This window comes from Erwinia sp. Eh17-17, from assembly GCF_039675725.1.
Taxonomy (GTDB): domain Bacteria; phylum Pseudomonadota; class Gammaproteobacteria; order Enterobacterales; family Enterobacteriaceae; genus Erwinia.
Genome location: NZ_JBDFQT010000005.1, coordinates 87,973 through 111,881, shown reverse-complemented (window position 1 = coordinate 111,881; position 23,909 = coordinate 87,973). Strand labels below are relative to the sequence as shown.

The 23,909-nt window shown below is 55.7% G+C and carries 20 protein-coding genes; 11 read left to right on the top strand and 9 right to left on the bottom strand.

The genetic code is table 11. The features are described from left to right. Positions 1-93: 93 nt before the first annotated feature. Together ppx and ppk1 are read right to left on the bottom strand one after the other, a co-directional pair. Positions 94-1,620 carry an exopolyphosphatase gene (gene ppx / locus ABEH87_RS14975; protein WP_346577325.1) on the bottom strand — a complete coding sequence of 509 codons (1,527 nt, stop codon included), beginning with the start codon at positions 1,618-1,620 and terminating at the stop codon, positions 94-96. Between the two features lie 5 nt (positions 1,621-1,625). After that, positions 1,626-3,686, bottom strand: coding sequence for a polyphosphate kinase 1 (ppk1, locus tag ABEH87_RS14970; protein ID WP_346577323.1), 2,061 nt, complete (start codon positions 3,684-3,686; stop codon positions 1,626-1,628). Positions 3,687-3,829: 143 nt separating this feature from the next. Here ppk1 and ABEH87_RS14965 point away from each other — a divergent pair, with 143 nt between their 5' ends. Genes ABEH87_RS14965 through pstB form a run of 3 tightly spaced genes read left to right on the top strand, consistent with a single transcriptional unit; the run spans position 3,830 to position 8,423 of the window. Then, positions 3,830-5,989 (top strand): ABC transporter permease subunit, encoded by a 2,160-nt coding sequence (locus ABEH87_RS14965; RefSeq protein ID WP_346577321.1) that lies wholly within the window; start codon positions 3,830-3,832, stop codon positions 5,987-5,989. Further along, a complete protein-coding gene (pstA, locus tag ABEH87_RS14960; protein WP_346577319.1) occupies positions 5,986-7,632 on the top strand; it encodes a phosphate ABC transporter permease PstA in 1,647 nt (548 codons plus the stop codon). The genes ABEH87_RS14965 and pstA overlap by 4 nt, the downstream gene beginning before the upstream one ends. 14 nt (positions 7,633-7,646) lie before the next feature. Then, entirely contained in the window at positions 7,647-8,423 is a 777-nt protein-coding gene (pstB, locus tag ABEH87_RS14955; RefSeq protein ID WP_346577317.1) for a phosphate ABC transporter ATP-binding protein PstB, read from the top strand. Between the two features lie 89 nt (positions 8,424-8,512). On the opposite strand, the gene purN is transcribed toward pstB, so the two are convergent. Beyond that, on the bottom strand, positions 8,513-9,151 hold the full coding sequence (gene purN, locus ABEH87_RS14950) for a phosphoribosylglycinamide formyltransferase (RefSeq protein WP_346577315.1): 639 nt from the start codon (positions 9,149-9,151) through the stop codon (positions 8,513-8,515). Continuing rightward, positions 9,148-10,188, bottom strand: coding sequence for a phosphoribosylformylglycinamidine cyclo-ligase (purM, locus tag ABEH87_RS14945; RefSeq protein WP_346577313.1), 1,041 nt, complete (start codon positions 10,186-10,188; stop codon positions 9,148-9,150). Before purM ends, purN begins: the two co-directional genes overlap by 4 nt. A 241-nt stretch (positions 10,189-10,429) precedes the next feature. On the opposite strand from purM, the gene upp reads away from it, so the two are divergent. Together upp and uraA are read left to right on the top strand one after the other, a co-directional pair. Continuing rightward, the gene (gene upp, locus ABEH87_RS14940; protein ID WP_346577311.1) at positions 10,430-11,056 is read left to right on the top strand and encodes a uracil phosphoribosyltransferase; all 627 of its coding nucleotides are present in this window, start codon (positions 10,430-10,432) and stop codon (positions 11,054-11,056) included. A gap of 100 nt (positions 11,057-11,156) precedes the next feature. Continuing rightward, a complete protein-coding gene (gene uraA, locus ABEH87_RS14935; protein ID WP_346577309.1) occupies positions 11,157-12,446 on the top strand; it encodes a uracil permease in 1,290 nt (429 codons plus the stop codon). A gap of 42 nt (positions 12,447-12,488) precedes the next feature. Here uraA and ABEH87_RS14930 read toward each other — a convergent pair whose 3' ends face one another. Next, positions 12,489-13,550, bottom strand: a complete 1,062-nt coding sequence (locus ABEH87_RS14930) for an HAD family hydrolase (RefSeq protein WP_346577307.1) — start codon at positions 13,548-13,550, stop codon at positions 12,489-12,491. Positions 13,551-13,760: 210 nt separating this feature from the next. Here ABEH87_RS14930 and hda point away from each other — a divergent pair, with 210 nt between their 5' ends. Continuing rightward, positions 13,761-14,462 (top strand): DnaA inactivator Hda, encoded by a 702-nt coding sequence (gene hda / locus ABEH87_RS14925; protein WP_346577517.1) that lies wholly within the window; start codon positions 13,761-13,763, stop codon positions 14,460-14,462. A 21-nt stretch (positions 14,463-14,483) separates the two neighbouring features. Here hda and arsC read toward each other — a convergent pair whose 3' ends face one another. Together arsC and ABEH87_RS14915 are read right to left on the bottom strand one after the other, a co-directional pair. Continuing rightward, positions 14,484-14,837, bottom strand: coding sequence for an arsenate reductase (glutaredoxin) (gene arsC / locus ABEH87_RS14920; protein WP_346577305.1), 354 nt, complete (start codon positions 14,835-14,837; stop codon positions 14,484-14,486). 11 nt (positions 14,838-14,848) lie between these two features. Further along, on the bottom strand, positions 14,849-16,312 hold the full coding sequence (locus ABEH87_RS14915) for a M48 family metallopeptidase (RefSeq protein ID WP_346577303.1): 1,464 nt from the start codon (positions 16,310-16,312) through the stop codon (positions 14,849-14,851). A 662-nt stretch (positions 16,313-16,974) separates the two neighbouring features. Between ABEH87_RS14915 and ABEH87_RS14910 the strand changes: the two genes are divergently transcribed. The 3 genes from ABEH87_RS14910 (at position 16,975) to ABEH87_RS14900 (ending at position 20,565) form a co-directional block, all read left to right on the top strand. Beyond that, entirely contained in the window at positions 16,975-17,577 is a 603-nt protein-coding gene (locus tag ABEH87_RS14910; RefSeq protein WP_346577302.1) for a DsrE family protein, read from the top strand. A 237-nt stretch (positions 17,578-17,814) separates the two neighbouring features. Continuing rightward, the gene (locus tag ABEH87_RS14905; RefSeq protein WP_346577301.1) at positions 17,815-19,425 is read left to right on the top strand and encodes a sensor domain-containing diguanylate cyclase; all 1,611 of its coding nucleotides are present in this window, start codon (positions 17,815-17,817) and stop codon (positions 19,423-19,425) included. 81 nt (positions 19,426-19,506) lie between these two features. Continuing rightward, the gene (locus ABEH87_RS14900; RefSeq protein WP_346577299.1) at positions 19,507-20,565 is read left to right on the top strand and encodes an AI-2E family transporter; all 1,059 of its coding nucleotides are present in this window, start codon (positions 19,507-19,509) and stop codon (positions 20,563-20,565) included. A 51-nt stretch (positions 20,566-20,616) separates the two neighbouring features. Here the strand turns inward: ABEH87_RS14900 and bcp are convergent, their stop codons facing one another. Together bcp and ABEH87_RS14890 are read right to left on the bottom strand one after the other, a co-directional pair. After that, positions 20,617-21,084, bottom strand: a complete 468-nt coding sequence (gene bcp, locus ABEH87_RS14895) for a thioredoxin-dependent thiol peroxidase (RefSeq protein WP_346577297.1) — start codon at positions 21,082-21,084, stop codon at positions 20,617-20,619. A 67-nt stretch (positions 21,085-21,151) separates the two neighbouring features. Continuing rightward, positions 21,152-21,703, bottom strand: coding sequence for a glycine cleavage system transcriptional repressor (locus ABEH87_RS14890; protein ID WP_346577295.1), 552 nt, complete (start codon positions 21,701-21,703; stop codon positions 21,152-21,154). A 143-nt stretch (positions 21,704-21,846) separates the two neighbouring features. Between ABEH87_RS14890 and dapA the strand changes: the two genes are divergently transcribed. Then, the gene (dapA, locus tag ABEH87_RS14885; RefSeq protein WP_346577293.1) at positions 21,847-22,725 is read left to right on the top strand and encodes a 4-hydroxy-tetrahydrodipicolinate synthase; all 879 of its coding nucleotides are present in this window, start codon (positions 21,847-21,849) and stop codon (positions 22,723-22,725) included. A 15-nt stretch (positions 22,726-22,740) separates the two neighbouring features. Next, the gene (bamC, locus tag ABEH87_RS14880) at positions 22,741-23,772 is read left to right on the top strand and encodes an outer membrane protein assembly factor BamC (RefSeq protein WP_346577292.1); all 1,032 of its coding nucleotides are present in this window, start codon (positions 22,741-22,743) and stop codon (positions 23,770-23,772) included. Positions 23,773-23,909: the final 137 nt, after the last annotated feature.

Below are 23,909 nucleotides of genomic sequence, written 5' to 3'. Positions count from 1 at the left end.
TGATCATGTGAGGATTGACCGCCAGGGTTGAGCGAAACAGAAGGTTAACCCCTACGGTTTCGATCTGCCCTGTGAGCGGTCATCCCGACAGGATTACTGTTCTTCCTGAATCGTCAGCTGCCAGCCGGTAATCTCATTCCAGTAGATCTGCTCGCGCTCAAGGTCGAGCTGGACCAGGTTATTCTGGCTGAAGTAGTCACGCGGGAAGGTTAATGTCCAGTGGCCTTCGTCGGTTTGCAGCTGCAGCTCTTCGGGCTTGGAAGTGGCCTGGCGCTGGTTGTTCAGCAGCGTACCGAGGCGTAACAGAAACACCAGCGGCAGGAACTGTTTACGTTTAAACAGCGTCAGACGCGGCATTTCATCCACTTTAACGGCTTTGCGGTGATAACGTACCAGCGTAGCCAGCAGAGCCTGTTGATCCTGGTTAAATCCTGGCAGGTTAGTGTTTTGCAGGATGTAAGCAGAATGGCGCTGCATACCGCTGTGGTTGATGGTCAGACCCACCTCGTGCAGCATGGCCGCCCATTTCAGCAGAGCCGCCAGCTGTGGATTGGCCTGTCGGCTATTCTGGTCACGCCACTGGTTGTAGAGCATTTCAGTGGTTTCCAGCACTCTGCGCGCCTGATCGCTGTCGATAGCGTAATGGTTCGCCAGGCTTTGTGCGGTGCGGCTACGAATATCCTGATGACGGAAGCGGCCTTCCATTTCGTACAGCACACCTTCGCGCAGCGCACCGTCTGACAGGCGCAGTTCACGGATCGCCAGCGCATCGAACACGCCGCACAGGATCGCCAGACCCGGCACAAACACCCCTTTACGCTCCTCTGACAGGCCCGGCAGGCTGAGGGCATCAAACGATTTATGTTTAATCACCTCGTCGTACAGTTTTTCCAGCCGTTCTGGCGTGATCAGCTTGTCCTTTTCGCCCATCGCCTGCAGAACTTCACAGGTGGCCTTGATGGTGCCGGAAGCACCAAGAGCAAACTGCCAGCCCATCAGACGATACTGCCACGCCAGCGTTTCCAGCTTTTGCACTGCGGCGAGGCGGGCACGGCGGAAGTTCTCTTTACTGATGGCACCGCCGGGAAAGTAGATATTGGCAAAGCTGACGCAGCCCATACGGCGGCTTTCAACCAGCTTAGGTTCGAAATCCTCGCCGATCACCAGCTCGGTAGAACCCCCGCCGATATCAATGACCAGCTTGCGGCCTTTCTCCGGCTGCGTATGTTCCACGCCCATAAAGATCAGGCGGGCTTCCTCGTGGCCGGAGATAACTTCAATTGGATAGGGAATAACATCGGCTGCGCGCTGAAGAAAATCTTCCGCGTTTACCGCCTGGCGCAGCGTATGCGTACCAACAATCGTGACGTTCGCCGGGCTGAAGCCCTGCAGGCGTTCGGCAAACAGCGCCAGGCAATTCAGCCCGCGCTCGATAGCTTCTTCACTCAGCACATTGTTGCTGTCCAGGCCGTCAGCCAGATGCACGCGCTGCTTCAGGCGACCGAGCACCTGCATGGCACCGTCCACTACGCGGGCAATCACCATGTGAAAACTGTTCGAACCCAGGTCGATGGCAGCAAATTCCTGCGGTTTCGGCGTACTTTTATGGGAAATTGGCATAGTGATTAATCAGGTTGCTCGAGTGATTTAATGTAATCGTAAATTGCCAGCTGTGCCCGAACTTTGCGACGGTTGCCGCGCGGAACATATCGGTTGCTTAACTCTTTATCGACGAAACGTGCTTTCAGCGTATCACTTAACAGGATGGCAATAATATCCAGCACGCGCTGTTTCAGAATAGGGTCAAGAATGGAGACCGCGACTTCGATACGGTAATCGATGTTGCGCGTCATCCAGTCAGCGGAGGAGAGGAAGACTTTTTTATCGCCGCCGTTATCAAAAATATAGACCCGATCGTGTTCCAGGTAGCGGTCCACAATACTGATCACGCGAATATTATCGCTGATGCCTTCCAGATTCGGTATCAGGGAGCACATGCCGCGCACCAGCAGATTGACCTTCACGCCAACGCTGGAGGCAGTGTAAAGACGATCCACTAACCCTTTATCGACCAGGTTATTGATCTTCAGAGTGATCCCGGCCGGAATGCCATTTTGCGCATTGGCAATTTCAGCATCAATAAGCTGATACAGCATCTTACGCGAGTTCTGCGGTGACACCATCAGATGCTCAAAACTCACCGGCCGGTACGGGTTCTCGATAAAGTTAAACACCCGGCGCACTTCGTTGGTGATGCGTGCATCCGCAGTCAGCAGCGAATAGTCGGTATAAATACGTGCGGTTTTTTCGTTGAAGTTTCCGGTGCCGATGTGCGCATAGCGGGCAATCTCACCGTTTTCACGGCGTGAAATCAGGAACAGCTTGGCGTGGATCTTCAGGCCCGGCGCCGAGAAGATCACGTGTACCCCGGCTTCGGTCAGACGTTTGGCCCAGTGAATATTGGCCTCTTCGTCGAAACGCGCCTGTAACTCAACCACCACGGTGACTTTTTTACCGTTGTAGGCCGCATGGATCATCGCATCAATGATGCGCGAGTTTTTTGCCACACGGTAGATATTGATTTTTATCGCCAGCACTGACGGGTCAAACGAAGCCTGACGCAGCAGTTCGAGCACGTGCTCGAAGGTATGGTAAGGGTAGTAGAGCAGCACATCACGGTTACGGATGGCGTCAAAGCCGTTGCGGAAGCGGTCAAACCAGATGTGGCGCAGCTGCGGCAGCGGTTTGTTGACCAGATTGGCTTTGCCAACATTTGGGAAGCCGATGAAATCTTTGAAGTTATGATAACGCCCACCGGGAACGATGGAGTCATAGTTGGAAATGTTCAGCTTCTTGCGCAGCAGTTCAACCATCGCATCGGGCATATCGCGCTGATAGACAAAGCGCACCGGCTCGGCATTCAGACGCTGTTTCAGGCTGGAAGACATCAGTTCCAGCAGGCTGGACTCCATCTCCGTAACCAGATCGTATTCCGCATCGCGCGTCATTTTCATTGAGTAGGCGTTCAGCGCGTCGTAGTCGAAGAAGCCGCGGAAAATTTCACCCAGACAGTAGCGCAGGATGTTATCGAGCAGGATCATCGGTTTTCTGCGGCGCGGGGTTTCTGGCGGCAGATTGACGAAACGCGGGACTTTATCCGACGGGATCTCAAGCAGCGCATAGCGGATGTCATCGCCACGAATAATCTCGACGGCCAGATAGGTGTAGTCGTCTTTCAGGAACTCAATCAGATCGGTGTCATGGTTGATCAGGATCGGCGTGATGTGCTGGCGCAGGTGGTGTTTAAAGTAATGGCGCAGCCAGCTTTGCTGATTCGGTGAAAGCTGACGTTCATTAATCAGGAAGATCTGATTACGAGCCATCTCCAGCAGCAGGTCATTATACAGGCTGTCAAATTCCTGATCGGCTTTCAGCACCCTGGCCTGAATTTTTTTCAGCAGATGGCGTGGAGGGTTAGGCGACCCCTGTTCTTCACCAATCAGAATGCGACGCTTAAGGTCGGCGAAGCGGACTTTGTAAAACTCCTCCAGGTTATTGGAGTAGATGCCAAGAAAACGCATACGCTCAATTAGCGGGTTGCTTTTGTCAGCCGCTTCCTGCAAAACGCGTTCATTAAAGGATAACCAACTTAACTCTTTCTCTATGTACAGCTTTTCCTGACCCATTTTTACTCCGTCGTCTGATTCAGGATGAAGGTATCCATTGTTCTGAAACATTATGGCGAGAGTATGGCAGCAATGTCCAACGCTCGGTGAATGTCGATTGTCTTATGAATCACATACGGGCAACATAGCGGCTTTGAAGCACAATGGAAACCCACTCTGATATGACTGACCGCCCAATCCCTGTTCACGACAACGCCGGGCGCCGCCGCTTTATGGATCGGCTGACGCGACGTGTGGTAACGGCGTGCGGGGTGGCTATCCTTCTGGTGATGATGCTGCTGTTCTTCTGGCTGATTTGGGTGGTGGTGCCGCTTTTTGTCAGCCCCGGCCTGCACGCGGGAAATGACATCAAGCTCTGGCAGAGTGCCCCTGCGGTGGCTATCGGCATGGACAAGCCGCAAACCTGGGGCTGGCGCATTGATAATCAGGGGCGCGGAAGTTTTATACCGCTGAATGCCGAACCCCCCTCTTCTGGATTCTCACTGCTGCGCGGTGCGACTGTCCGCGCCAGTGCCAGCGCCGACCATTCCAGCGTGATGCTGCTGTCAGACAGCGGGGCGATGGTGGTGGTGCAGCCTGATTTTCCTAAAGGTGAAGAGCCACGCTGGAAATTTCCGTTAGGCGATGTTCCGCTCTCTACCGGTGAGGATAATGTGCGCCAGTTCAGTCTGGCGCAGAGTGGGGAAAACCGCTGGCAGGCGGCGCTGGCCAGCGCCGATCATATTACGCTCTGGCAGCTGCAGGGGCAGCAGCCCGCGCTAAACTACCGGCTAAACGTTCGCGATGTTGACCACCTGCTGTTATCTCCCGACGGTAACCTGCTGTTCGCGCTCTCCGGTGCGCAGCTGCGCGTGTGGCGCGTTGGCAACGGCGAGCCACAGCTGCGTGACTCCCTGATGCTGGCCTCAGCACCCAAGAGCATGGCGCTGCTCAGCGGCGGCAGTTCGCTGCTGATCGCCGATGATAACGGCATTGCCCAGTGGTTTGATATTGCCAGCTCCAGCGGGCCACATCTGCGCTATATTCGCCAGTTCGAGGGCGCTCGCTGGCAGCCTTTACTGTTTACCGAACCGCATCGCCGCGTTTTTGCCACGCTCAGCCCGCAGGGTGAACTTAACCTGTTCGCCAGCAAGCAGGAGGGGGCGATCCTCAGCCGTTCGCTACAGCCGGGGATCACCCTGGCCCAGTTTTCCCCGGAAGGGGACGGGCTGCTGGTGGAGCGGGCCGGATACTGGCAGCACTATCATCTGACTAACCCCTGGCCGGACATCAGCTGGCGCAGCCTGTGGCAGAAAGTCTGGTATGAAAACTACCCCGAGCCGGACTACGTCTGGCAGTCAACCTCGGCGAATGACTATTATCAGGGAAAATTCAGCCTGATACCGATGGTGGTGGGGACGCTGAAGGCCGCAGGTCTGGCTATGCTGTTTGCCACGCCGCTGGCGCTGGCGGCGGCGATGTATACCGCCTGGTTTATGACGCCTTCGCTGCGGCGCTGGGTTAAACCGGCCATTGAAATGATGGGCGCACTGCCGAGCGTGGTGATTGGCCTGATTGCCGGTCTGTGGCTGGCACCGAAAATAGCCGATCGGCTGCTCGGGGCGCTTCTGCTGCCGCTGCTGCTGGCGGTGGTGCTGTTGCTCTGCGGCTGGGTGATGCAAAAATTGCCGCCTCACTGGCGCAGGCGCTGGTTGGCTGAAGGGCGCGAAATCCTAATTCTGTTACCGCTGCTGCTGCTGACGGCGATTTTCTCCCTGTGGGCCATTCCGCTGCTGGAACATGCGCTTACCGGGCAGGGGCTGGCGGACCGTATCAGCGCAGACTATCAGCAGCGTAACCTGCTGGTGGCAGGGGTGGCGATGGGCTTTGCGCTGGTGCCGTTAATTTTCACCCTGGCAGAAGACGCGATTTTCAGCGTTCCGGCCTCGCTGGGGCAGGGGTCGCTGGCGCTGGGGGCAACGCCGTGGCAAACCCTGACGCGCGTGGTGCTGCCGGGAGCCTCATCCGGAATATTTGCGGCTCTGATGATCGGTTTTGGACGTGCGATAGGGGAAACGATGATTGTCCTGATGGCGACCGGAAATACGCCGGTCACCGACGGCGGGCTGTTTGAGGGACTGCGCTCACTGGCGGCCAACGTGGCCGTTGAAATGCCGGAAGCTGCGGCCGGAAGTGCCCACTACCGCGTACTGTTTTTATCCGCCCTGGTCCTGCTGGTGTTTACGCTGGTGGTCAACACGCTTGCCGAGATGGTGCGGCAGCGGCTGCGGCAGCGCTTCAGCCAGCAGGAGGTTGAGGGATGAGCGCTTTAAGCAATAATCACCGCTGGCGCTGGCTGACCGGTGGCGCCGTCGCCGTCAGCCTGCTGGCATTTATTCTGCTGATTGCGCTGCTGGCCTGGCAGGGGTTGCGCTACTTCTGGCCGCAGCCGCTGATACTGTTCAGCCTGAATACTCCTGATGGCCAGGTGCAGATGCTGGGCGAAGTTACACAGCAGCAGGCGGTATCACGCCAGCAGCTGCTGGAGGGGGGCCAGCGTGACGCGCAGAGCCTGCCAGACAGCGTAACGCGCTACCTGGTGAAAACCGGGAATCGTGACTTCGATGCCCCTGATTTTCGCACGATTCTTTCCAGCGACATCGTTTCCAGGGAAACACCCCCGCAGGTGATCGTTCTGCAGCGGCGCTCCGGCGGTAATGCCTACGGCTGGTTTGAAGGCCTGCGTGAAGATCGTCACCCCCTGACGGCGGAGGATATCGGGCAGACGCTGCAACAGCGTCTGATCCAGACGCGCGAGCGCATTGATGAAGCCGAAAAGCTGCGCCGGAAAAATATGGCGCGGCTGAATGCTCAGATGGAGGCGCTTGAGCAGCAGCGCCAGCAGCAGCGCACTGAACAGCGTTACACCCCGGAGGCACAGTCGGTTTACCAGGCCGATCGCGCCGAGCTGCAGCGCCAGTTCGCCCGCCAGGCGGCAAGGCTGGCAACCTTACAGCGTGAGAGCGACAGTACGGTGCTGTTACTGCGCGACGCCAGTGGCATCACGCAGCAGATATCGCTGGCGCAGATTGTTGATGCCTGGCAGCCGAACGCCATGACCCTGAGCATGAAGTGGCAACACTTTGGCAGCCAGCTGTGGCACTTCATCAGCGACTCCGGCGGCGGTAGTCAGGGTGAGGGCGGCGTATTCCCGGCGATTTTTGGCACGGTACTGATGGTGCTGCTGATGTCGGTTGTGGTGATGCCGCTGGGGGTGATCGCGGCTATCTGGCTTCATGAGTACGCCGGGCGTAACCTGCTTACGCGGCTGGTAAGGATTGCGGTGGTGAATCTGGCGGGGGTGCCGTCCATCGTATATGGCGTCTTTGGCCTGGGATTCTTTGTCTGGCTCATGGGGGGCAGCCTCGACCGCCTGTTCTTCTCCAGTGCGCTGCCGAATCCGACCTTTGGTACGCCGGGCCTGCTGTGGGCGTCTCTGACGCTGGCGCTGCTGACGCTACCGGTAGTGATCGTCGCGACGGAAGAGGGGCTGTCACGCATTCCGCCATCGTTGCGTCAGGGATCGCTGGCGCTGGGGGCAACCCAGGCCGAAACGCTGTGGCACGTCATTCTGCCGCAGGCAATGCCGGCGATGCTGACCGGGCTGATCCTGGCGGTGGCACGCGCTGCCGGGGAAACCGCGCCGCTGATGCTGGTGGGCGTGGTGAAAATGGTGCCGGAGCTGCCGATTGATTCGCTGTTCCCCTGGTTACATCTCGATCGTAAATTTATGCATCTTGGTTTCCAGATTTACGATCTGGCCTTCCAGAGTCCTAATGCCGAAGCTGACCGTCCGCTGGTCTTTGCCACCGCGCTGCTGCTGGTACTGCTGATTCTGGGGTTGAATTTGATGGCAATGATACTTCGCCATCGTCTGCGCGAGCGCTACCGTGCGCTGATGCATTAACACGGAATTCCGTTATGAATGTAATCTTTGATGATAACGATACCGCACTGGAGCTGGACAACCTTAGCCTGTGGTATGGCAATAAACCTGCGCTTAACGCCATCAGCCTGCGGGTACCCAAAAACCGCATCACGGCGCTGATTGGCCCCTCCGGCTGTGGGAAATCCACCCTGTTACGCTGTTTTAACCGCATGAACGACCTGATTGATGGCTGTCGCATTGAAGGGGATATCCGCCTGCAGCAGCAGTCGATCCTCGGCCATCATCAGGATCTCTCCGCCCTGCGTCGCCGCGTGGGCATGGTATTTCAGCGCCCGAATCCGTTTCCAAAAACAATTTACGATAACGTGGTGTACGGGCTAAGGCTGATGGGGGTACGCGACCGGCGCGTGCTGGATGAAGCCGTGGAGCGAGCCTTACGTGCGGCGGCGCTGTGGGGGGAGGTCAAAGATAATCTGTGGCAGAATGCTCTGACGCTGTCGAGCGGGCAGCAGCAGCGGCTGGTGATTGCCAGGGCCATCGCGATCGAACCTGAGATATTGCTGCTGGATGAACCCACCTCGGCGCTGGACCCGATCTCGACGCTGGTGATTGAGGAGCTGATGACGTCGCTGAAACAGCACTTCACGCTGATTCTGGTGACCCACAATATGCAGCAGGCGGCCCGCGTATCGGACTATACCGCGTTTATGCATCAGGGGAGTGTGGTGGAGTTTGGCGAGACTGATGAACTGTTTACTACGCCGCGTCAGCGTCGCACAGAAGATTACATTACCGGCAGATATGGTTAATTGAGTAGGGGTCGACCTTTTTTCGGTCGACCCGCAAACGGGCGAAAGACTCGACCCGCAAACGGGCGAAAGACTCGACCCGCAAACGCTTATTCGAATGCATGTCCTTCAACAGGCAGTTGCTGCCCGTCCAGCCACGCGGCACCATCGCGCATCGCCAGCCTGCCATCCATAAACCAGCCAACGACCAGCGGGTAAATGGCGTGCTCCTGATGCTGAACCCGCGCGCTGACATCCTCTTCGCGGTCATCGCTAAAGACCGGGACTTTTGCCTGCAAAATCACCGGGCCACCGTCGAGCTCTTCGGTGACAAAATGCACCGAGGTGCCATGTTCGTCGTCGCCGTTGTCGATTGCCTGGCGATGCGTATGCAGGCCGGGATATTTCGGTAACAGCGAAGGATGGATATTCAGCATTCTTCCGGCGTAGTGCTGCACAAAATCCGGGCTGAGGATGCGCATATAGCCTGCCAGCACCACCAGATCCGGTGCGTAAGCGTCAATTTCCAGCATCAGCTGGCGGTCAAACGCGGCACGGTCGGCAAACTGTGCGGCAGAGAGTGCATGAGCCGGAATACTGGCATCGCGTGCGCGTTCCAGACCATAAGCATCAGCCTTATTGCTGAACACGGCAGCAATGCTGCCGTTTATCCGCCCCTGCTGGCAGGCATCCAGGATTGCCTGTAGATTGCTTCCATTACCGGAAACCAGCACGACTATGCGTTTCATGCGTTAATGACCACACGTTCTTCAGCGTCAGAAGCTTTGATCACGCCGATTTTCCACGCTTTCTCGCCTGCATCGGTCATCAGCTTAACCGCTTTGTCAGCGTCAGCCGGGCTCAGCGCGATCACCATGCCCACACCGCAGTTAAAGGTGCGGTACATCTCGAAGCGGCTGACGTTACCGGCCTGTTGCATCCAGCCGAACACCGCTGGCCATTCCCAGCTGGACTCTTCCAGTACCGCCTGGGTGTTATCTGGCAGGACGCGCGGGATATTTTCCCAGAAGCCGCCGCCGGTCAGGTGGGCGATAGCATGCACATCGACCTGTTCAATCAGGCTGAGGATGTTCTTCACATAGATACGGGTTGGCGCCAGCAGATGGTCAGACAGGGTTTTGCCTTCCAGCTGGGTGGTTTCCGGGTCAGTTTTGCTGACTTCCAGAATTTTGCGCACCAGTGAGTAGCCATTGGAGTGCGGGCCGCTGGAACCGAGCGCGATAAGCACGTCGCCATCGGCGACTTTGCTGCCGTCGATAATTTCAGATTTCTCAACAACGCCGACGCAGAAGCCGGCAACATCGTAATCTTCACCGTGGTACATGCCTGGCATTTCAGCGGTTTCACCGCCCACCAGCGCACAGCCCGACTGCGAACAGCCTTCAGCAATGCCGGTGATTACGCTGGCAGCCGTATCGACATCCAGCTTGCCGGTCGCATAATAATCAAGGAAAAACAGCGGCTCTGCGCCCTGTACCACCAGATCGTTAACGCACATCGCGACCAGATCGATACCGATAGTATCGTGGCGTTTCAGGTCCATCGCCAGACGCAGCTTGGTGCCGACGCCGTCAGTGCCGGAAACCAGAATCGGCTCACGGTATTTTTGCGGCAGTGCACAAAGCGCACCGAAACCGCCCAGTCCACCCATCACTTCAGGGCGACGCGTCTTTTTCACTACGCCTTTGATACGGTCGACTAAAGCATTACCTGCGTCAATGTCTACGCCGGCGTCTTTATAGCTGAGAGAGGTTTTGTCGGTCACTGCGAATCCCCACGCGGTTTGCGGTTGGTGGTTTGAAAATAAAGCGCGGCAATTCTAACAGTGCAGGCAAACGTTTGCGAGTGCCTTCTTCCATGCATTGCGCCGCGACAGATTTTAGCTAATTCTTATCAGGGATGCAGAGGATCGCTAAACTATTGCACTAAGTCATATGGCGCGGAGGATAAATGGCGCTATAATCTCGCGATTTTTTTTTGCAGCTTAACACTCCGGGAGTACAACAATGAAGATCGTGGAAGTCAAACACCCGCTGGTCAAACATAAACTGGGTCTGATGCGGGAACATGACGTAAGCACCAAGCGTTTCCGTGAACTTGCGTCAGAAGTGGGAAGTCTGCTGACTTATGAAGCCACCGCCGATCTGGAAACCGAAAAGGTGACTATCGAGGGCTGGAATGGCCCGGTAGAAATCGAGCAGATTAAAGGTAAGAAGATTACCGTAGTGCCCATTCTGCGTGCCGGGCTTGGCATGATGGAAGGCGTGCTGGAGCATGTGCCAAGCGCCCGTATCAGCGTGGTAGGGGTTTACCGCGACGAAGAGACGCTGGAGCCGGTGCCGTATTTCCAGAAGCTGGTGTCCAACATTGAAGAGCGTATGGCGCTGGTGGTTGACCCGATGCTGGCGACCGGTGGCTCCATGATTGCGACCATCGACCTGCTGAAAAAAGCCGGCTGTAACAGCATCAAGGTGCTGGTACTGGTGGCGGCACCTGAAGGGCTGGCCGCGCTGGAGAAAGCCCACCCGGATATCGAAGTGTATACCGCTTCCGTCGATCAGGGCCTGAACGAGAAAGGCTATATTATCCCCGGCCTCGGCGATGCCGGTGATAAGATCTTTGGTACCAAATAAGCCCGTATTTTTGTAGGGGCGGGCATGCCCGACCCGATAAGCGTTAAGCCGACCGCAGAGTCGGCTTTTTTATGGCAAACACTCAAGGGGTATTCACATTATGACGCGTCGTGCAATTGGCGTACACGAGCGGCCACCGCTGCTGCAAACGATTCCACTCAGTTTCCAGCATCTGTTCGCCATGTTTGGCGCAACGGTACTGGTGCCAATCCTGTTCCATATCAATCCGGCCACCGTGCTGCTGTTTAACGGCATCGGTACGCTGCTTTACCTGTTTATCTGTAAAGGGAAGATACCGGCCTACCTCGGTTCCAGCTTTGCCTTTATTTCCCCGGTACTGCTGCTGTTGCCGCTTGGTTATGAAGTGGCGCTGGGCGGTTTTATTATGTGCGGTGTGCTGTTCTGCCTGGTGGCGCTGATTGTCAAAAAAGCCGGGACCGGCTGGCTGGACGTGATGTTCCCTCCGGCAGCGATGGGTGCCATTGTGGCGGTGATCGGTCTGGAGCTGGCAGGCGTGGCGGCGAATATGTCCGGTCTGTTACCTGCTGATGGCAGCGCGGCCGACAGCAAAACCATTATTATTTCCATGGTGACGCTGGGCGTGACGGTATTTGGTTCGGTACTGTTCCGCGGTTTCCTGGCGATTATCCCCATTCTGGTTGGCGTGCTGGTGGGTTATGCGCTCTCCTTCGGCCTGGGTATCGTGGACTGGACGCCGGTACGTGAGGCTCACTGGTTCGCCCTGCCGACTTTCTATACCCCGCGTTTTGAATGGTATGCCATCTTCACCGTCCTGCCTGCGGCGCTGGTGGTGATTGCAGAGCACATCGGTCACCTGGTCGTTACGGCAAACATTGTGAAAAAGGACCTGCTGAAAGATCCGGGCCTGCATCGTTCGATGTTTGCCAACGGCATCTCGACCATTTTCTCCGGCTTCTTTGGCTCAACGCCCAACACCACCTACGGCGAAAACATCGGCGTGATGGCCATCACCCGCGTTTACAGCACCTGGGTTATCGGAGGCGCGGCGATTCTGGCGATTCTGCTCTCCTGCGTGGGTAAACTGGCGGCGGCAATCCAGGCCGTTCCGGTGCCGGTGATGGGCGGCGTATCTCTGCTGCTGTACGGGGTGATTGCCGCGTCGGGTATCCGCGTACTGATCGAATCAAAGGTGGATTACAACAAGGCACAGAACCTGATCCTGACCTCGGTGATCCTAATCATCGGCGTCAGCGGAGCAAAAGTTCATATCGGCGCCGCTGAACTGAAAGGGATGGCGTTAGCCACCGTGGTCGGTGTGGGGCTCAGTCTGATCTTTAAGGTCATCAGCCTGTGCCGCCGTGAAGAAGAGATCATCGATGTCGCGGAAGAGCGCGACAGCGGCAAGTAAACCTCCAGAGGGTGGGCTTTTTAGCCCACCTCTTTTCACTGGCTATTGCAGCCGCTGCTGTTCGACGACAATCCAGTTTTTATCTGCATCAGGCGTTACACCGGCATTTTTTTGCTCGCTGACCATTTTTTTAAGCAGCCCGTCGAGCTTTTTAAGGGTGTCATCACTGCGACTAATCCACAACCGGTATCCGGACCTGGCGACATCGCTGCTGTTTAACAGCATAAAAGTGTCAGAGTAAAGTGTATCGCCACCCACCAGAATCGGTTTGCGCCACTGGTCGATGTACGCCAGCATACTGCCCGCTTTTCCCTCGAACCAGGTCATCGGACTGGTCAGAAATGATGTGAACTGCAACGGCTGGTTTTTAGCGGGCTGGTAATGACCCTCGCGGATCTGTTTACGCGATGTCGTCAGTTCATGAGTGGTGGAATTGCGGAGCAAGGTATTAATACCAATAACATTTTCTGGCTTCACGTTGTAACCATAAGCAGGATCGCTGGCGACCATGCGGGCCAGCTCTTCATGCGCCGCGCTCATGATATAGACGCGAATGCCATTTTCCTGTAATCGGGCGAACAGCTCCTGCATTCCGGGCAACATTTTCGGTGGCTGTACTGATGAAGAAGTTTGCCGGTGGTTGTCGTTCAGCATCACCGGGATGGCGGCCTGCTGCGCCAGCATCGCGTCGACCTGCTGTTTCACCTGCTGCACCGTCATGCCGGAAAAAATCTGCGCAGCCCAGGGATAACAGATCAACGCATCAATGTTACACAGGCGATGATAATAACTGTAAAGGCTCTCCGGTTTGCCCGGCAGGTCATTAAACGGGATCAATTTCAATGAAGGGTCGAGGGTTTCTCGCGTCAGCAGTTGATGATTTTCCAGCCACGGGATCAGGGCTTCCTCCAGATCGTTGACGTAAGTGGTGTTATCCATATCAAACACCGCATAATCGCCCTGGTGGCGGTGACTGAGGATCAGCTGGTTGAGCGCTTTAGCCTGCTCTTCAGGCCAGTGTTTCAGTTCGGTTGCGTGGCTGATGGCCGCCGCCAGCAGACCGACAATCAGAACAATGAGACGAGACGATCTTCGCTTTGACATAAACACTCCATGTTAACAAAAGCCTTAAAAATAGTAAGGGTAATGATCCCTTCTCTGCGATGCCAGACTGGTGGAAAGGGATCGCACTTATTGCCTGTTCACCCTGGCACTCACCCTTACAGGGATCGCGTCTCGCTAAGCGTTTCATGATCTTCACCGAGTTGTGTTAGAATTTTCGCGTTTTCTGCCTGCTCAAACCCTGAGGTGAATCTGAACACGCCGGCACAGCTCTCACTGCCACTTTACCTGCCCGACGACGAAACCTTTGCCAGCTTCTGGCCAGGGGAAAACCCGTCGCTGCTGGCTGCGCTTCAGGGCGCACTACACCAGGAACACGGTAGCTATTTCTACTTCTGGTCCCGCGAGGGTGGGGGACGCAGCCATCTGCTGCACGCCGCCTGTGCCGAACTGTCGGCCAAAGGGGAAGCGGTGGGCTATGTTCCGCTGGATAAACGCACCTGGTTCGTGCCTGAAGTGCTCGACGGCATGGAGCAGCTCGCGCTGATCTGTATTGATAATATCGAGTGTATTGCCGGGGATGAGCCCTGGGAAATGGCGATCTTCGATCTGTATAACCGCATTCTGGAAACCGGAAAAACGCGCTTATTGATCACCGGAGATCGTCCCCCGCGCCAGCTCAATCTGAAGCTGGCGGATCTGGCATCGCGTCTTGACTGGGGGCAAATCTACAAGCTGCAACCGCTATCAGATGAAGATAAAGTCCAGGCTCTGCAGCTGCGCGCCAGGCTGCGCGGCTTTGAGCTGCCGGAAGATGTCGGCCGCTTCCTGCTGAAACGGCTCGACCGTGAAATGCGAACGCTGTTCGTCACGCTGGATCAGCTCGATCAGGCGTCAATCAGCGCTCAGCGTAAACTCACCATCCCCTTTGTCAAAGAGACGCTGGCGCTTTAGTCTGCTGCGCCGGGTTTATCCTTACAGGATCTCCAGCACCTGCTCTGGCGGCCTGCCGATACGTGCCTGACCGCCAGCGACGACTATCGGACGTTCAATCAGTTTCGGGTGTGCCACCATTGCCTTCAGGCGCTGTTCTTCACTCACCGCGGGATCGTCGAGTCCCAGCGCTTTATACTCCTGCTCTTTGGTGCGCATCAGTTCCCGCGCGCCGCCAAAGCCTAGTTTTTCCAGCAGCGCCTGCAGCGTGGCAACATCCGGTGGTGTATCGAGATACAAAATAACTTGCGGTTCAATTCCCTGCGCCTGCAGCAGCGCCAGAGTTTCGCGACTTTTGGAGCAGCGCGGGTTGTGATAAATCTGTACGTCAGACATCGATCCTTTCCTTATGATTTTTGATACTGGCGGAAACGTTGCTGCAGCTGGCGCAGCTGGTCGATGCGGGCATCGTAGCGCGCCTGCTTCAGGCTGCGGAGTGGCACCGAAGCGCTGGCACTGCTCAGGCTGCGAATCGCCTGATCGAGCTGGCCTGCCAGCGCCAGACTCTCGGCCTGTGCCGCCTGTTCTTCATCGCTCAGCCCCTGGGCCGCAGACGCCTGCGCCAGCAGGTCCCAGCCGTTCGGGTCATCTTTGTTCGCCCAGGTATAGCGATAAAGCACCTTGCTGGCGTTTGCCGGTTGTTTCGCCTCGACATAGGCGTTGGCAAGGTTGAGTTGCAGTACCGGGTTACTGTTCACGCCTTTCACCGCCAGCAGCCGGTTGATGGCCTGCTGGGGCCGTTTTAAGCCGATGTCGATATCGGTCATGATGTCCAGATACCAGAGGCTATCGGGTTGTTTCGCCAGTAATGGCGCAACGATCGCGCCGGCCTCTGCGAATTTATTTTCTCCCAGCAGCAATACCGCTTTGCCATACAGCGCGGCAGCCTGCTCGCGGCTGTTGCCGTGCGTCAGTGTGGTGAGCAAATCGCTGGTCAACTGATTCTGCCCCGTCGAAAACATGCCCAGCGCCCGCACTTTCGCCATGTAGTAATCCTGGGAAGATTGCACCACCACGGGCTTCATCTGATTGGCGCGGTTGCGGGCATCGGACAGTCGGCTGTCGGGTAAGGGGTGCGTCAGCAGTATTTCCGGGGGTTTTGAGGCAAAGCGTGAGGCATCGGCCAGCTTTTGCAGAAAGTCGGGCATCGCTTCCGGGTCAAAACCGGCGCGTTGCAGAACCTGAATACCAATGCGGTCTGCTTCCTGTTCATTCTGCTGGGTAAAACTGATGACTCCCTGCTGGGCACCAGCCAGCGTGCCGCTTAACGCCGCCATTCCCGCCTGTGGGCTGGCCATCGCCAGCAGAATGGATCCCAGCGCGCCGACCCAGGTGAGCGGAGCGTTACGCTGCTGCTCTTCCATGGCGCGCGCCAGATGGCGCTGGGTGACGTGGGAGATTTCGTGCGCCATCACCGAAGCCAGCTGGCTTTCATTATCACTGTAGCGGAACAGCGCAGAGTGCAGCACCACATTGCCGCCAAAGAAGGCAAACGCGTTAATTTCATCGTTGCGGATCAGGTAAAAATGGAAGGGGGTTTTAACCGACCAGGCGTGATTGACCAGGCGCTGACCCAGCTGATTAATATACTGATTGAGTAGCGGGTCATTAATAATCGGCGCACTGGCACGCAGCTGGCGCACATAGAAGTCGCCCATCGCCAGTTCCTGATTGATCGACAGTGTGCCGCCCGCCGTGGTGCCAATATCGGGCAGATTATCGCTAATATCAGCACGTGCCGGAAGCAGGCTGCCCGTCAGCAGAGTCACCATCAGGGAAGCCAGCAGGCTTTTCTTTAATCGGATGAACATACGTAAACCCTAACAAGGAAGTCCAGTTTCTGACCGGCAATGTGCCGAAATGTTCTTCTGCGTGCGTAAAGATAGCGCACTAATTTTACATCTTAACCACAGGCCGTGCCGAATGAAATGGCTTAATAGAGCCTTACGCAGCGGCAGCTCTCTTATTGCGGCAAAAAACTGAACGGGGAAGGGCAGGCCATCTGGCCCTGCTCCGCTGGCGAAATGACCTGACAGTCCGTATTACAGGGAACGTTGAATCTAAAGTTAAGTAAATTTATTCAAATTTACTGACAGTGGCACGACAATTGATAGGGCTTACTCTGAAAAAAGATGTGAGACGCCTTTGCTGTTACCCAGGGTTACTTAAGCTAAATTTCACTGACCTGGCCGGAATGGCGGGCACTTCAGATCCAGCGGTTCAATTCACCACAGGGCGCTTTCATCTCTGCCCCTTATTCACCGTTGCGAGATGCTTGCCACCTCTGTAAATAAGGGTGGTAGTAAGCTGAAGCCGGGAGGAATGCCGATATATCACCTTATTCACACAGTAGCGAAGGCATATTATTTCCGCAGGAAACTAATCAGCACGGCTCCTGAAAATAGCCGATAAACCTTTGTGTAAGGGCTGTGTTATACCTCACTCATTACTGTGCTGTTGCGGAGAGTTTGTTATGCGTCCTGTGGTTTCTTACGTGCTGATTGCCGCCGTTGCCGGCTTTGTCGGCGCCAGCTTTTCTAAAGCGCCTGAACTGATCGATAAAATCGCCAGCCGGGTTGATCCGGTCAGCGATCCGGCCGGTTTCTGGTCCACGCCGGCGATTGAAGGTTACGGCAAAATGCACTACGAGGCGGATGTGGCCTATAAGCCGAATGTTAATGACAGCAATAAGATCGTGTTCCAGATTACCAAAGCTGAAAACGGCCCCAACGATCCAAACCTCGGGCTGGAACGCGTGGCCCGCGTGGTCAACCTGTATGTTGCCTCCGGGGTTCCCGTAGAAAAACTGAAGTTTGTCGTCTCGGTTACGGGGGACGGTACGCCTGCCATGCTCAACAATCAGCAGTACCACAAGCTGTTTGGCATGGATAATCCGAACCTGAAGCTGATTGCCGCGCTGCGTGAGAAAGGGGTTGATGTCTCGGTGTGCGACCAGTCTGTGGCATTCCACCATTTCAAAAGCGAATGGATTGATCAATCCGTTACCCACGCGCTGTCTAGCCCGACGACCGTTTCCACCCTCGAAAATCAGGGCTACGCCTTCCTGTCGATGTAATTCTTCCTGGCGGGCTTCTGGCCCGCACCTCATCAAAACATTTTTCGCTTTAAGTGAAATATTTATCGGACCTGAAGGCCTCAGAATATTCCCAAATTGGCTGAGAGGTGTACAATTGCCGCGTGCTTTACCAGGGCATAACCTGCACTTTCAAACGTACCCTTCGTCTTTCGGGTATCAACGCGCATAAAAAATGTATAAGGCGCTGATAATGATGCTTCTCACCGGGGTGAGTTCATGTTGAGGCTTAAGCGGCCCAAAACGGACTTGCGCACCCTGATTACCTTACTGGCGGTTGCCAGTATTGTGATTACTCTTGCCAATTCTCTGTACGCCAGCTGGCGTGTACAGCGCGATGTATTGATTGGTAACACGCTGGAATCTAACCGGGTTTATGCCACCAAGCTGGCCTCGACCACGGAAGTGTTTTTCCAGCTGGCAGAATCACAGCTCTCTTACAGCGCCAAAGTGCTGGGCGACGGGCTGGATAACGATGCCACTTTGCAGAACGAAGTAGACCGCCTGCGTGAGCAAACCAACAGTTTTAACTCCGTGGTGATTGTTGATGCCAATGGCTGGGTGCGCGCGATTTCTCCGGAATCCCTGATGCTGAAAGGGATGCACCTGAGTTCCAGCGCCGCGAAGCAGGCGCTGAAAGAGCGTAAACCGCTGATCAGCCAGCCGAGCCTGTCTGCGGCGAATAATCTGCTGGTGTTTGTCTCCTGGCCTGTCTGGTCAAAAACCGGCAGCTATCTGGGCTATGTCGGTGGCTCTATTTATCTGAAAAAGAAAAGTATTCTTAATGTTCTGCTCGGCGAGCAGTTCTATCGCGACGGCTCCACGCTGTACGTTATCGACGGTAAAAACCAGGTGCTTTATCACCAGGACCGCCAGATGGTGGGGAAAATTATCGATCCGTTGATCAGTAATGCCACGCGCAGTAAGTCCGGCAATGGCAACCAGAAGGTTACCACCGAAAACGGTGAGTCGATGCTGGCAGGCTATGCCAATGTTCCGATAGCGGGCTGGACCATCGTTACGCTGAAACCGACTCAGGCCACGCTCGCTCCGCTGAACAGCCTGCTGCTGAAAGTGCTGAAACATTCGGTGCCGTTTGCGCTGCTGACGCTGATTATTGCGCTAATTCTCGCCCAGCGTATTGCGCTGCCGCTCTGGCAGCTGGCGCGTAAAGCCAGTCAGATGGATACGCAGAGCGTATCGAAAGAGATTAACGGCATCCGCTCCTGGTATTATGAAGCCTCGCAGATCAAACGGGCGATGCTGGCCGGGATTGCGCTGATGCAGGATAAAATTGGTCGTCTGAAAAGTGAAGTGCAGACCGACCCGATGACCGGCCTGCTCAACCGGCGTGGCCTGAATGCGGTACTGGATTACTTTCAGACCACCCGCCAGCCGTTTGCGGTGCTGGCACTGGATATCGACTACTTTAAACGCGTCAATGACACCTTTGGCCATGATGCCGGTGACCGGGTGATCCTGGCGGTGGCGCGGCAGCTGGAGCAGGGCGCGCGCCAGACGGATGTGATCTGCCGTAACGGTGGGGAAGAGTTTATGATGATCTTGCCGGGGGCCGATCGCGACGTGGCGATAACGATCGCCGAGCGGGTGCGAAAACGCATTGAACAGTTCCCGCTCGATCCTGTTGGCCACATTACTACCTCCATCGGCGTCGCTTTCTGGTCTCCTGACACCAACAGCAGTATGGATGACACCCTTAAACAGGCCGATGATGCCCTTTACCAGGCAAAAAATGCCGGACGTAATCAGGTGGTCGTTGCCAGAATCACCGCAGAACCGCCTGCCGTCGCGCAGGTGTTGCCGCAGTAGTTTTTACGCCCGTCCTGCATGACGCAAGGACGGGCCGTATCAGGTACACTCTTCCCATCTTTTTTTCAGGCAAGGACTCCCATGCTGGAACTTCTTATGCAGTGGTATCGCCGTCGTTTTAGCGATCCTCAGGCGATTGCGCTGCTGGCGATTTTAATCGCGGCTTTTTGCATTCTTTTCTTCTTTAACGGCCTGCTGGCCCCGCTGCTGGTCGCTATCGTGCTGGCCTATCTTCTGGAGTGGCCGACGGTGCGGCTGGAGCGGCTGGGCTGCTCGCGCACCTGGGCGGTGACGCTGGTGCTGATTGTCTTTGCGACGCTGCTGCTGATTTTGATGCTGGTGGTGGTGCCGGTGGCGTGGCAGCAGGGAATTAACCTGACCCATGAGCTGCCCACTATGCTGACCCGGCTGTATCAGTTTGCCACGCGTCTGCCGGAGCGTTTCCCGACGCTGATGGATGTGGGCATTGTCGATATCGTGGTGGAAAACCTGCGCAGCCGCCTCAGCGGGCTGGGCGATCAGCTGGTGAAGTATTCACTGGCGTCGCTGGTCGGGCTGATGACGCTGGCCATTTATCTGGTGCTGGTGCCGCTAATGGTGTTCTTCCTGCTGAAAGATAAAGATCAGATGCTGAACGCTATCCGTCGCGTGCTGCCGCGTAATCGTGGTCTGGCAGGGCAGGTGTGGGTGGAGATGAATCAGCAGGTGTCCAACTACATTCGCGGCAAGGTGCTGGAGATGGTGGTGGTTGGTGTCGTCAGCTGGGTGGGGTTCCTTGCCATTGGCATGAACTACGCGCTGCTGCTGGCCGTGCTGGTCGGTCTTTCGGTGCTGGTGCCCTACGTCGGGGCGATGGCGGTGACGATTCCGGTCATTGGCGTCGGGCTGGGGCAGTGGGGGCTGTCCGGAGACTTCTGGACCATGCTGGTTGTCTATCTGGTGATTCAGGGGCTGGACGGCAATATCCTGGTGCCGGTGCTGTTTTCGGAGGCGGTCAACCTGCATCCGCTGGTCATCATCTTATCCGTGGTGGTTTTTGGCGGACTGTGGGGGTTCTGGGGAGTGTTCTTTGCTATTCCACTGGCGACGCTGGTGAAAGCCGTGGTTCATGCCTGGCCGGATGAGCTGGCCAAATCGTAAAGATTACAGGGGGCGACCGGTAAAAAGTCGTCCCCTGTTCGCATATGGCGATTACGCTGACTTCAGGTAATCCATCACGATGTCGTGGTGGTTGCTGGTTTTAAAATCGTCAAACACCTTCTCGACTTTGCCATCCACGCCAATCAGGAAACTGATGCGGTGAATACCGTCATAGGTTTTGCCCATAAAGGTTTTCTCACCCCAGATACCAAACTGCTCGCAGACTTTGTGGTCTTCATCAGAAAGCAGGGTGAAGTTCAGCAGCTCTTTCTCGACAAAACGCGAGAGTTTCTCCGGTTTATCGGTACTGATACCCAATACGTCAACTCCGGCTTTTTTCAGCTCATCCATGCTGTCGCGCAGACCGCAAGCCTGGACGGTACAGCCTGGCGTCATCGCTTTCGGGTAGAAATAGACCAGAACGCGCTGTCCCTGGAAGTCGGTCAAATTTACTTGTTCGCCGTCCTGATCGGGCAAGCTAAATTTCGGTGCGGTATCACCGGCTTTCAGTGGATTCATTACTACTCTCCGTTTTTATCATCATGCTGTGGGGAAATTTACGCACTTTCTCACGCGGTTGGCATAACTACGCGCCGTGATGAGAGACGACCTTAATAGTGCCCTGAGCATGCAGCTCTGTACAGAGTCGGTTGAACGCCATTTCAATAAAAGAGGCATCCTGGCTTGCCGGGCTGTGCGCAGTCAGTTGAATATAAAGCTGCGGCGGCTGATTTTCTTGTGCAGGTTGAGTGCGCGAGATCAGTTCCGCGATGTTCATTTGATGCGAATCAAACAGATCGGTAAAGCGTTCAATGATGTGTGGTGAATCGGTGACCTCAACCTGAACCCAGACCGTCACCGGCATCGGCGGGGTTGTGCGGGCACTGGTCCGCTTCATGACAATCAGTAGTTCCATCTCTGCCCCTTTAAGCGGCAGAGTGGATTCAATCAGCGTAATGGCATTCCAGCTGCCTGACAACAGCATGATAAACGTGAACTCATCGCCCAGCATGGCCAGGCGGCTATCTTCAATATTGCATCCACAGCTGCTGACATGACGGGTGATCGCATTGACGATCCCAGGGCGGTCAACCCCAAGGGCAGTGATAACCAAATGGTGTTGCGATGACTGCGGCAAAATCAAGCTTCCTGTTCAAATACTAATAACTATAAGGTAAACATAAAAAAAACTGCTGACAAGCGCTTGAGCCGCCCTCTGCGCTTGCTTTTATTGCTGTTACAAACGTACCATGAAGCACTTGTTTGTCGAGGGGATGGCTAATGTTCACGGGAAGTATTGTTGCGCTTGTAACGCCGATGGATGACAAAGGTAATGTCTGCCGTGCGAGTCTGAAAAAACTGATTGATTACCATATTGCCAGCGGAACGGCGGCAATTGTTTCTGTAGGAACCACCGGCGAATCTGCCACCCTCAGCCATGATGAACATGGTGACGTGGTGATGCTGACGCTGGAGCTGGCAGATGGTCGTATTCCGATTATTGCCGGAACCGGTGCTAATGCCACGGCCGAAGGCGTCTCTCTGACCCGACGCTTCGAAAATTCTGGCGTTGTCGGCTGTCTGACTGTCACCCCTTATTACAACCGTCCGACGCAGGAAGGGTTGTATCAGCATTTCAAAACCATCGCCGAAAGCACCGCGCTGCCACAGATGCTGTATAACGTCCCGTCGCGTACCGGCACTGATTTACTGCCGGAAACCGTGGGTCGCCTGGCCGAAATAAAAAATATTATCGGAATCAAAGAGGCGACCGGGAACTTATCGCGGGTAAGTCAGATCAAAGAGCGGGTAAATGAAGATTTTGTGCTGGTGAGTGGCGATGACGCCACTTCGCTGGACTTTATGCACCTGGGCGGGCACGGTGTCATCTCCGTAACAGCCAATATTGCTGCGCGTGAGATGGTTGAACTCTGTGCTCTGGCACAGCAGGGCAACTTTGCTGAGGCTCGCCTTCTGAACCAGCGCCTGATGCATCTGCATCACAAGCTGTTTGCTGAACCGAATCCTATCCCGGTAAAATGGGCCGCGAAACGATTAGGATTGATAGCAACCGATACGCTGCGTCTGCCAATGACGCCGCTGACCGATGCCGGTCGTCCGGTTGTTGAGCAGGCACTGAAAAACGCTGGCCTGCTTTAAATTTAGGGAGAATTAATGGCTTACTCAGTACAAAAGTCCACGGTAGCGAAAGTGGTGGGACTGTCGTTAGTGATGCTGCTGGCAGCATGCTCTAACGATCAACGTTACAAGCGTCAGGTGAGCGGTGACGAATCCTACCTGCAGGCAGCCGATCTCAGCGATCTGCGCGCACCTGCTGGCATGATCCTGCCGCTGCAGAATGGCGACTTTGATATACCAAACGTCAGCAGTAACGGGCAGGTGGGTAAGCAGTTGGATATTCGTCCACCAGCTCAGTCGCTGGCTCTGATGAATGGCACACGCACTCAGTTTGCCGGTAACTCCGGTACGCTGCTGGTTGATACTCGCAGTGGTGCACTGTGGCCTCAGGTGGTTGATGTGGTTCAGGCCGCGAAGTACCCGATCGCCGACCGCCAGGACGCACGTCAGTCCCTGACGACCGACTGGGTGCAGTGGAACCGTGCGGATGAAGATAACCAGTATCGTGGTCGCTATCAGTTAAGCGTTCAGCAGCAGGGAGGTCAGCAGGCGCTGATCGTCAAACTGCTGGAACTGCAGCAGCAGGATAAAGTGGTGACGTCTCCTGTTCAGATCCAGCGCTACACCGCGCAGATGCTGAATGCCGTCAGTGAAGGTCTGGATAAGATTGAATCCACGCGTGAAAACGCGGTGGCCAGCCGCAGCCCGACCCAGATCGACGTGCAGAGCGGTGCCGATGATACCGGCCTGCCAAACCTGATCCTGCGCGCGCCGTTCAACGTGGTCTGGCAGCGTCTGCCCGCCACGCTGAAACGTATTGGTATGGACGTGAGCGACAGCAATCGTTCCCAGGGGAGTCTGAGCGTGACGTACAAAGCGCCGGGTAGCGATACCTTTGACCAGCTGGGTGCGAAAGATCCGGAGCTGAAAAATGGTGACTACAAACTTCAGGTCGGTGACCTGGATAACCGTAGCAGCCTGCAGTTCCTCGATCCGAAAGGCCACCCGCTGACCCAGTCGCAGAATGATGCGCTGGTGGCGGTGTTCCAGGCCGCATTCAGCAAGTAAGCCAGAAGGCCGGAGATGCTCCGGCCTTTTTTATTTGGCATTACGTAAACGATTGCTTCGGTTTTTTACCCGCGGAACATATAATTCCGCCAGCAAAATTTTAACGGGACGGTACTGCCGGCCTGATAGTGACACTT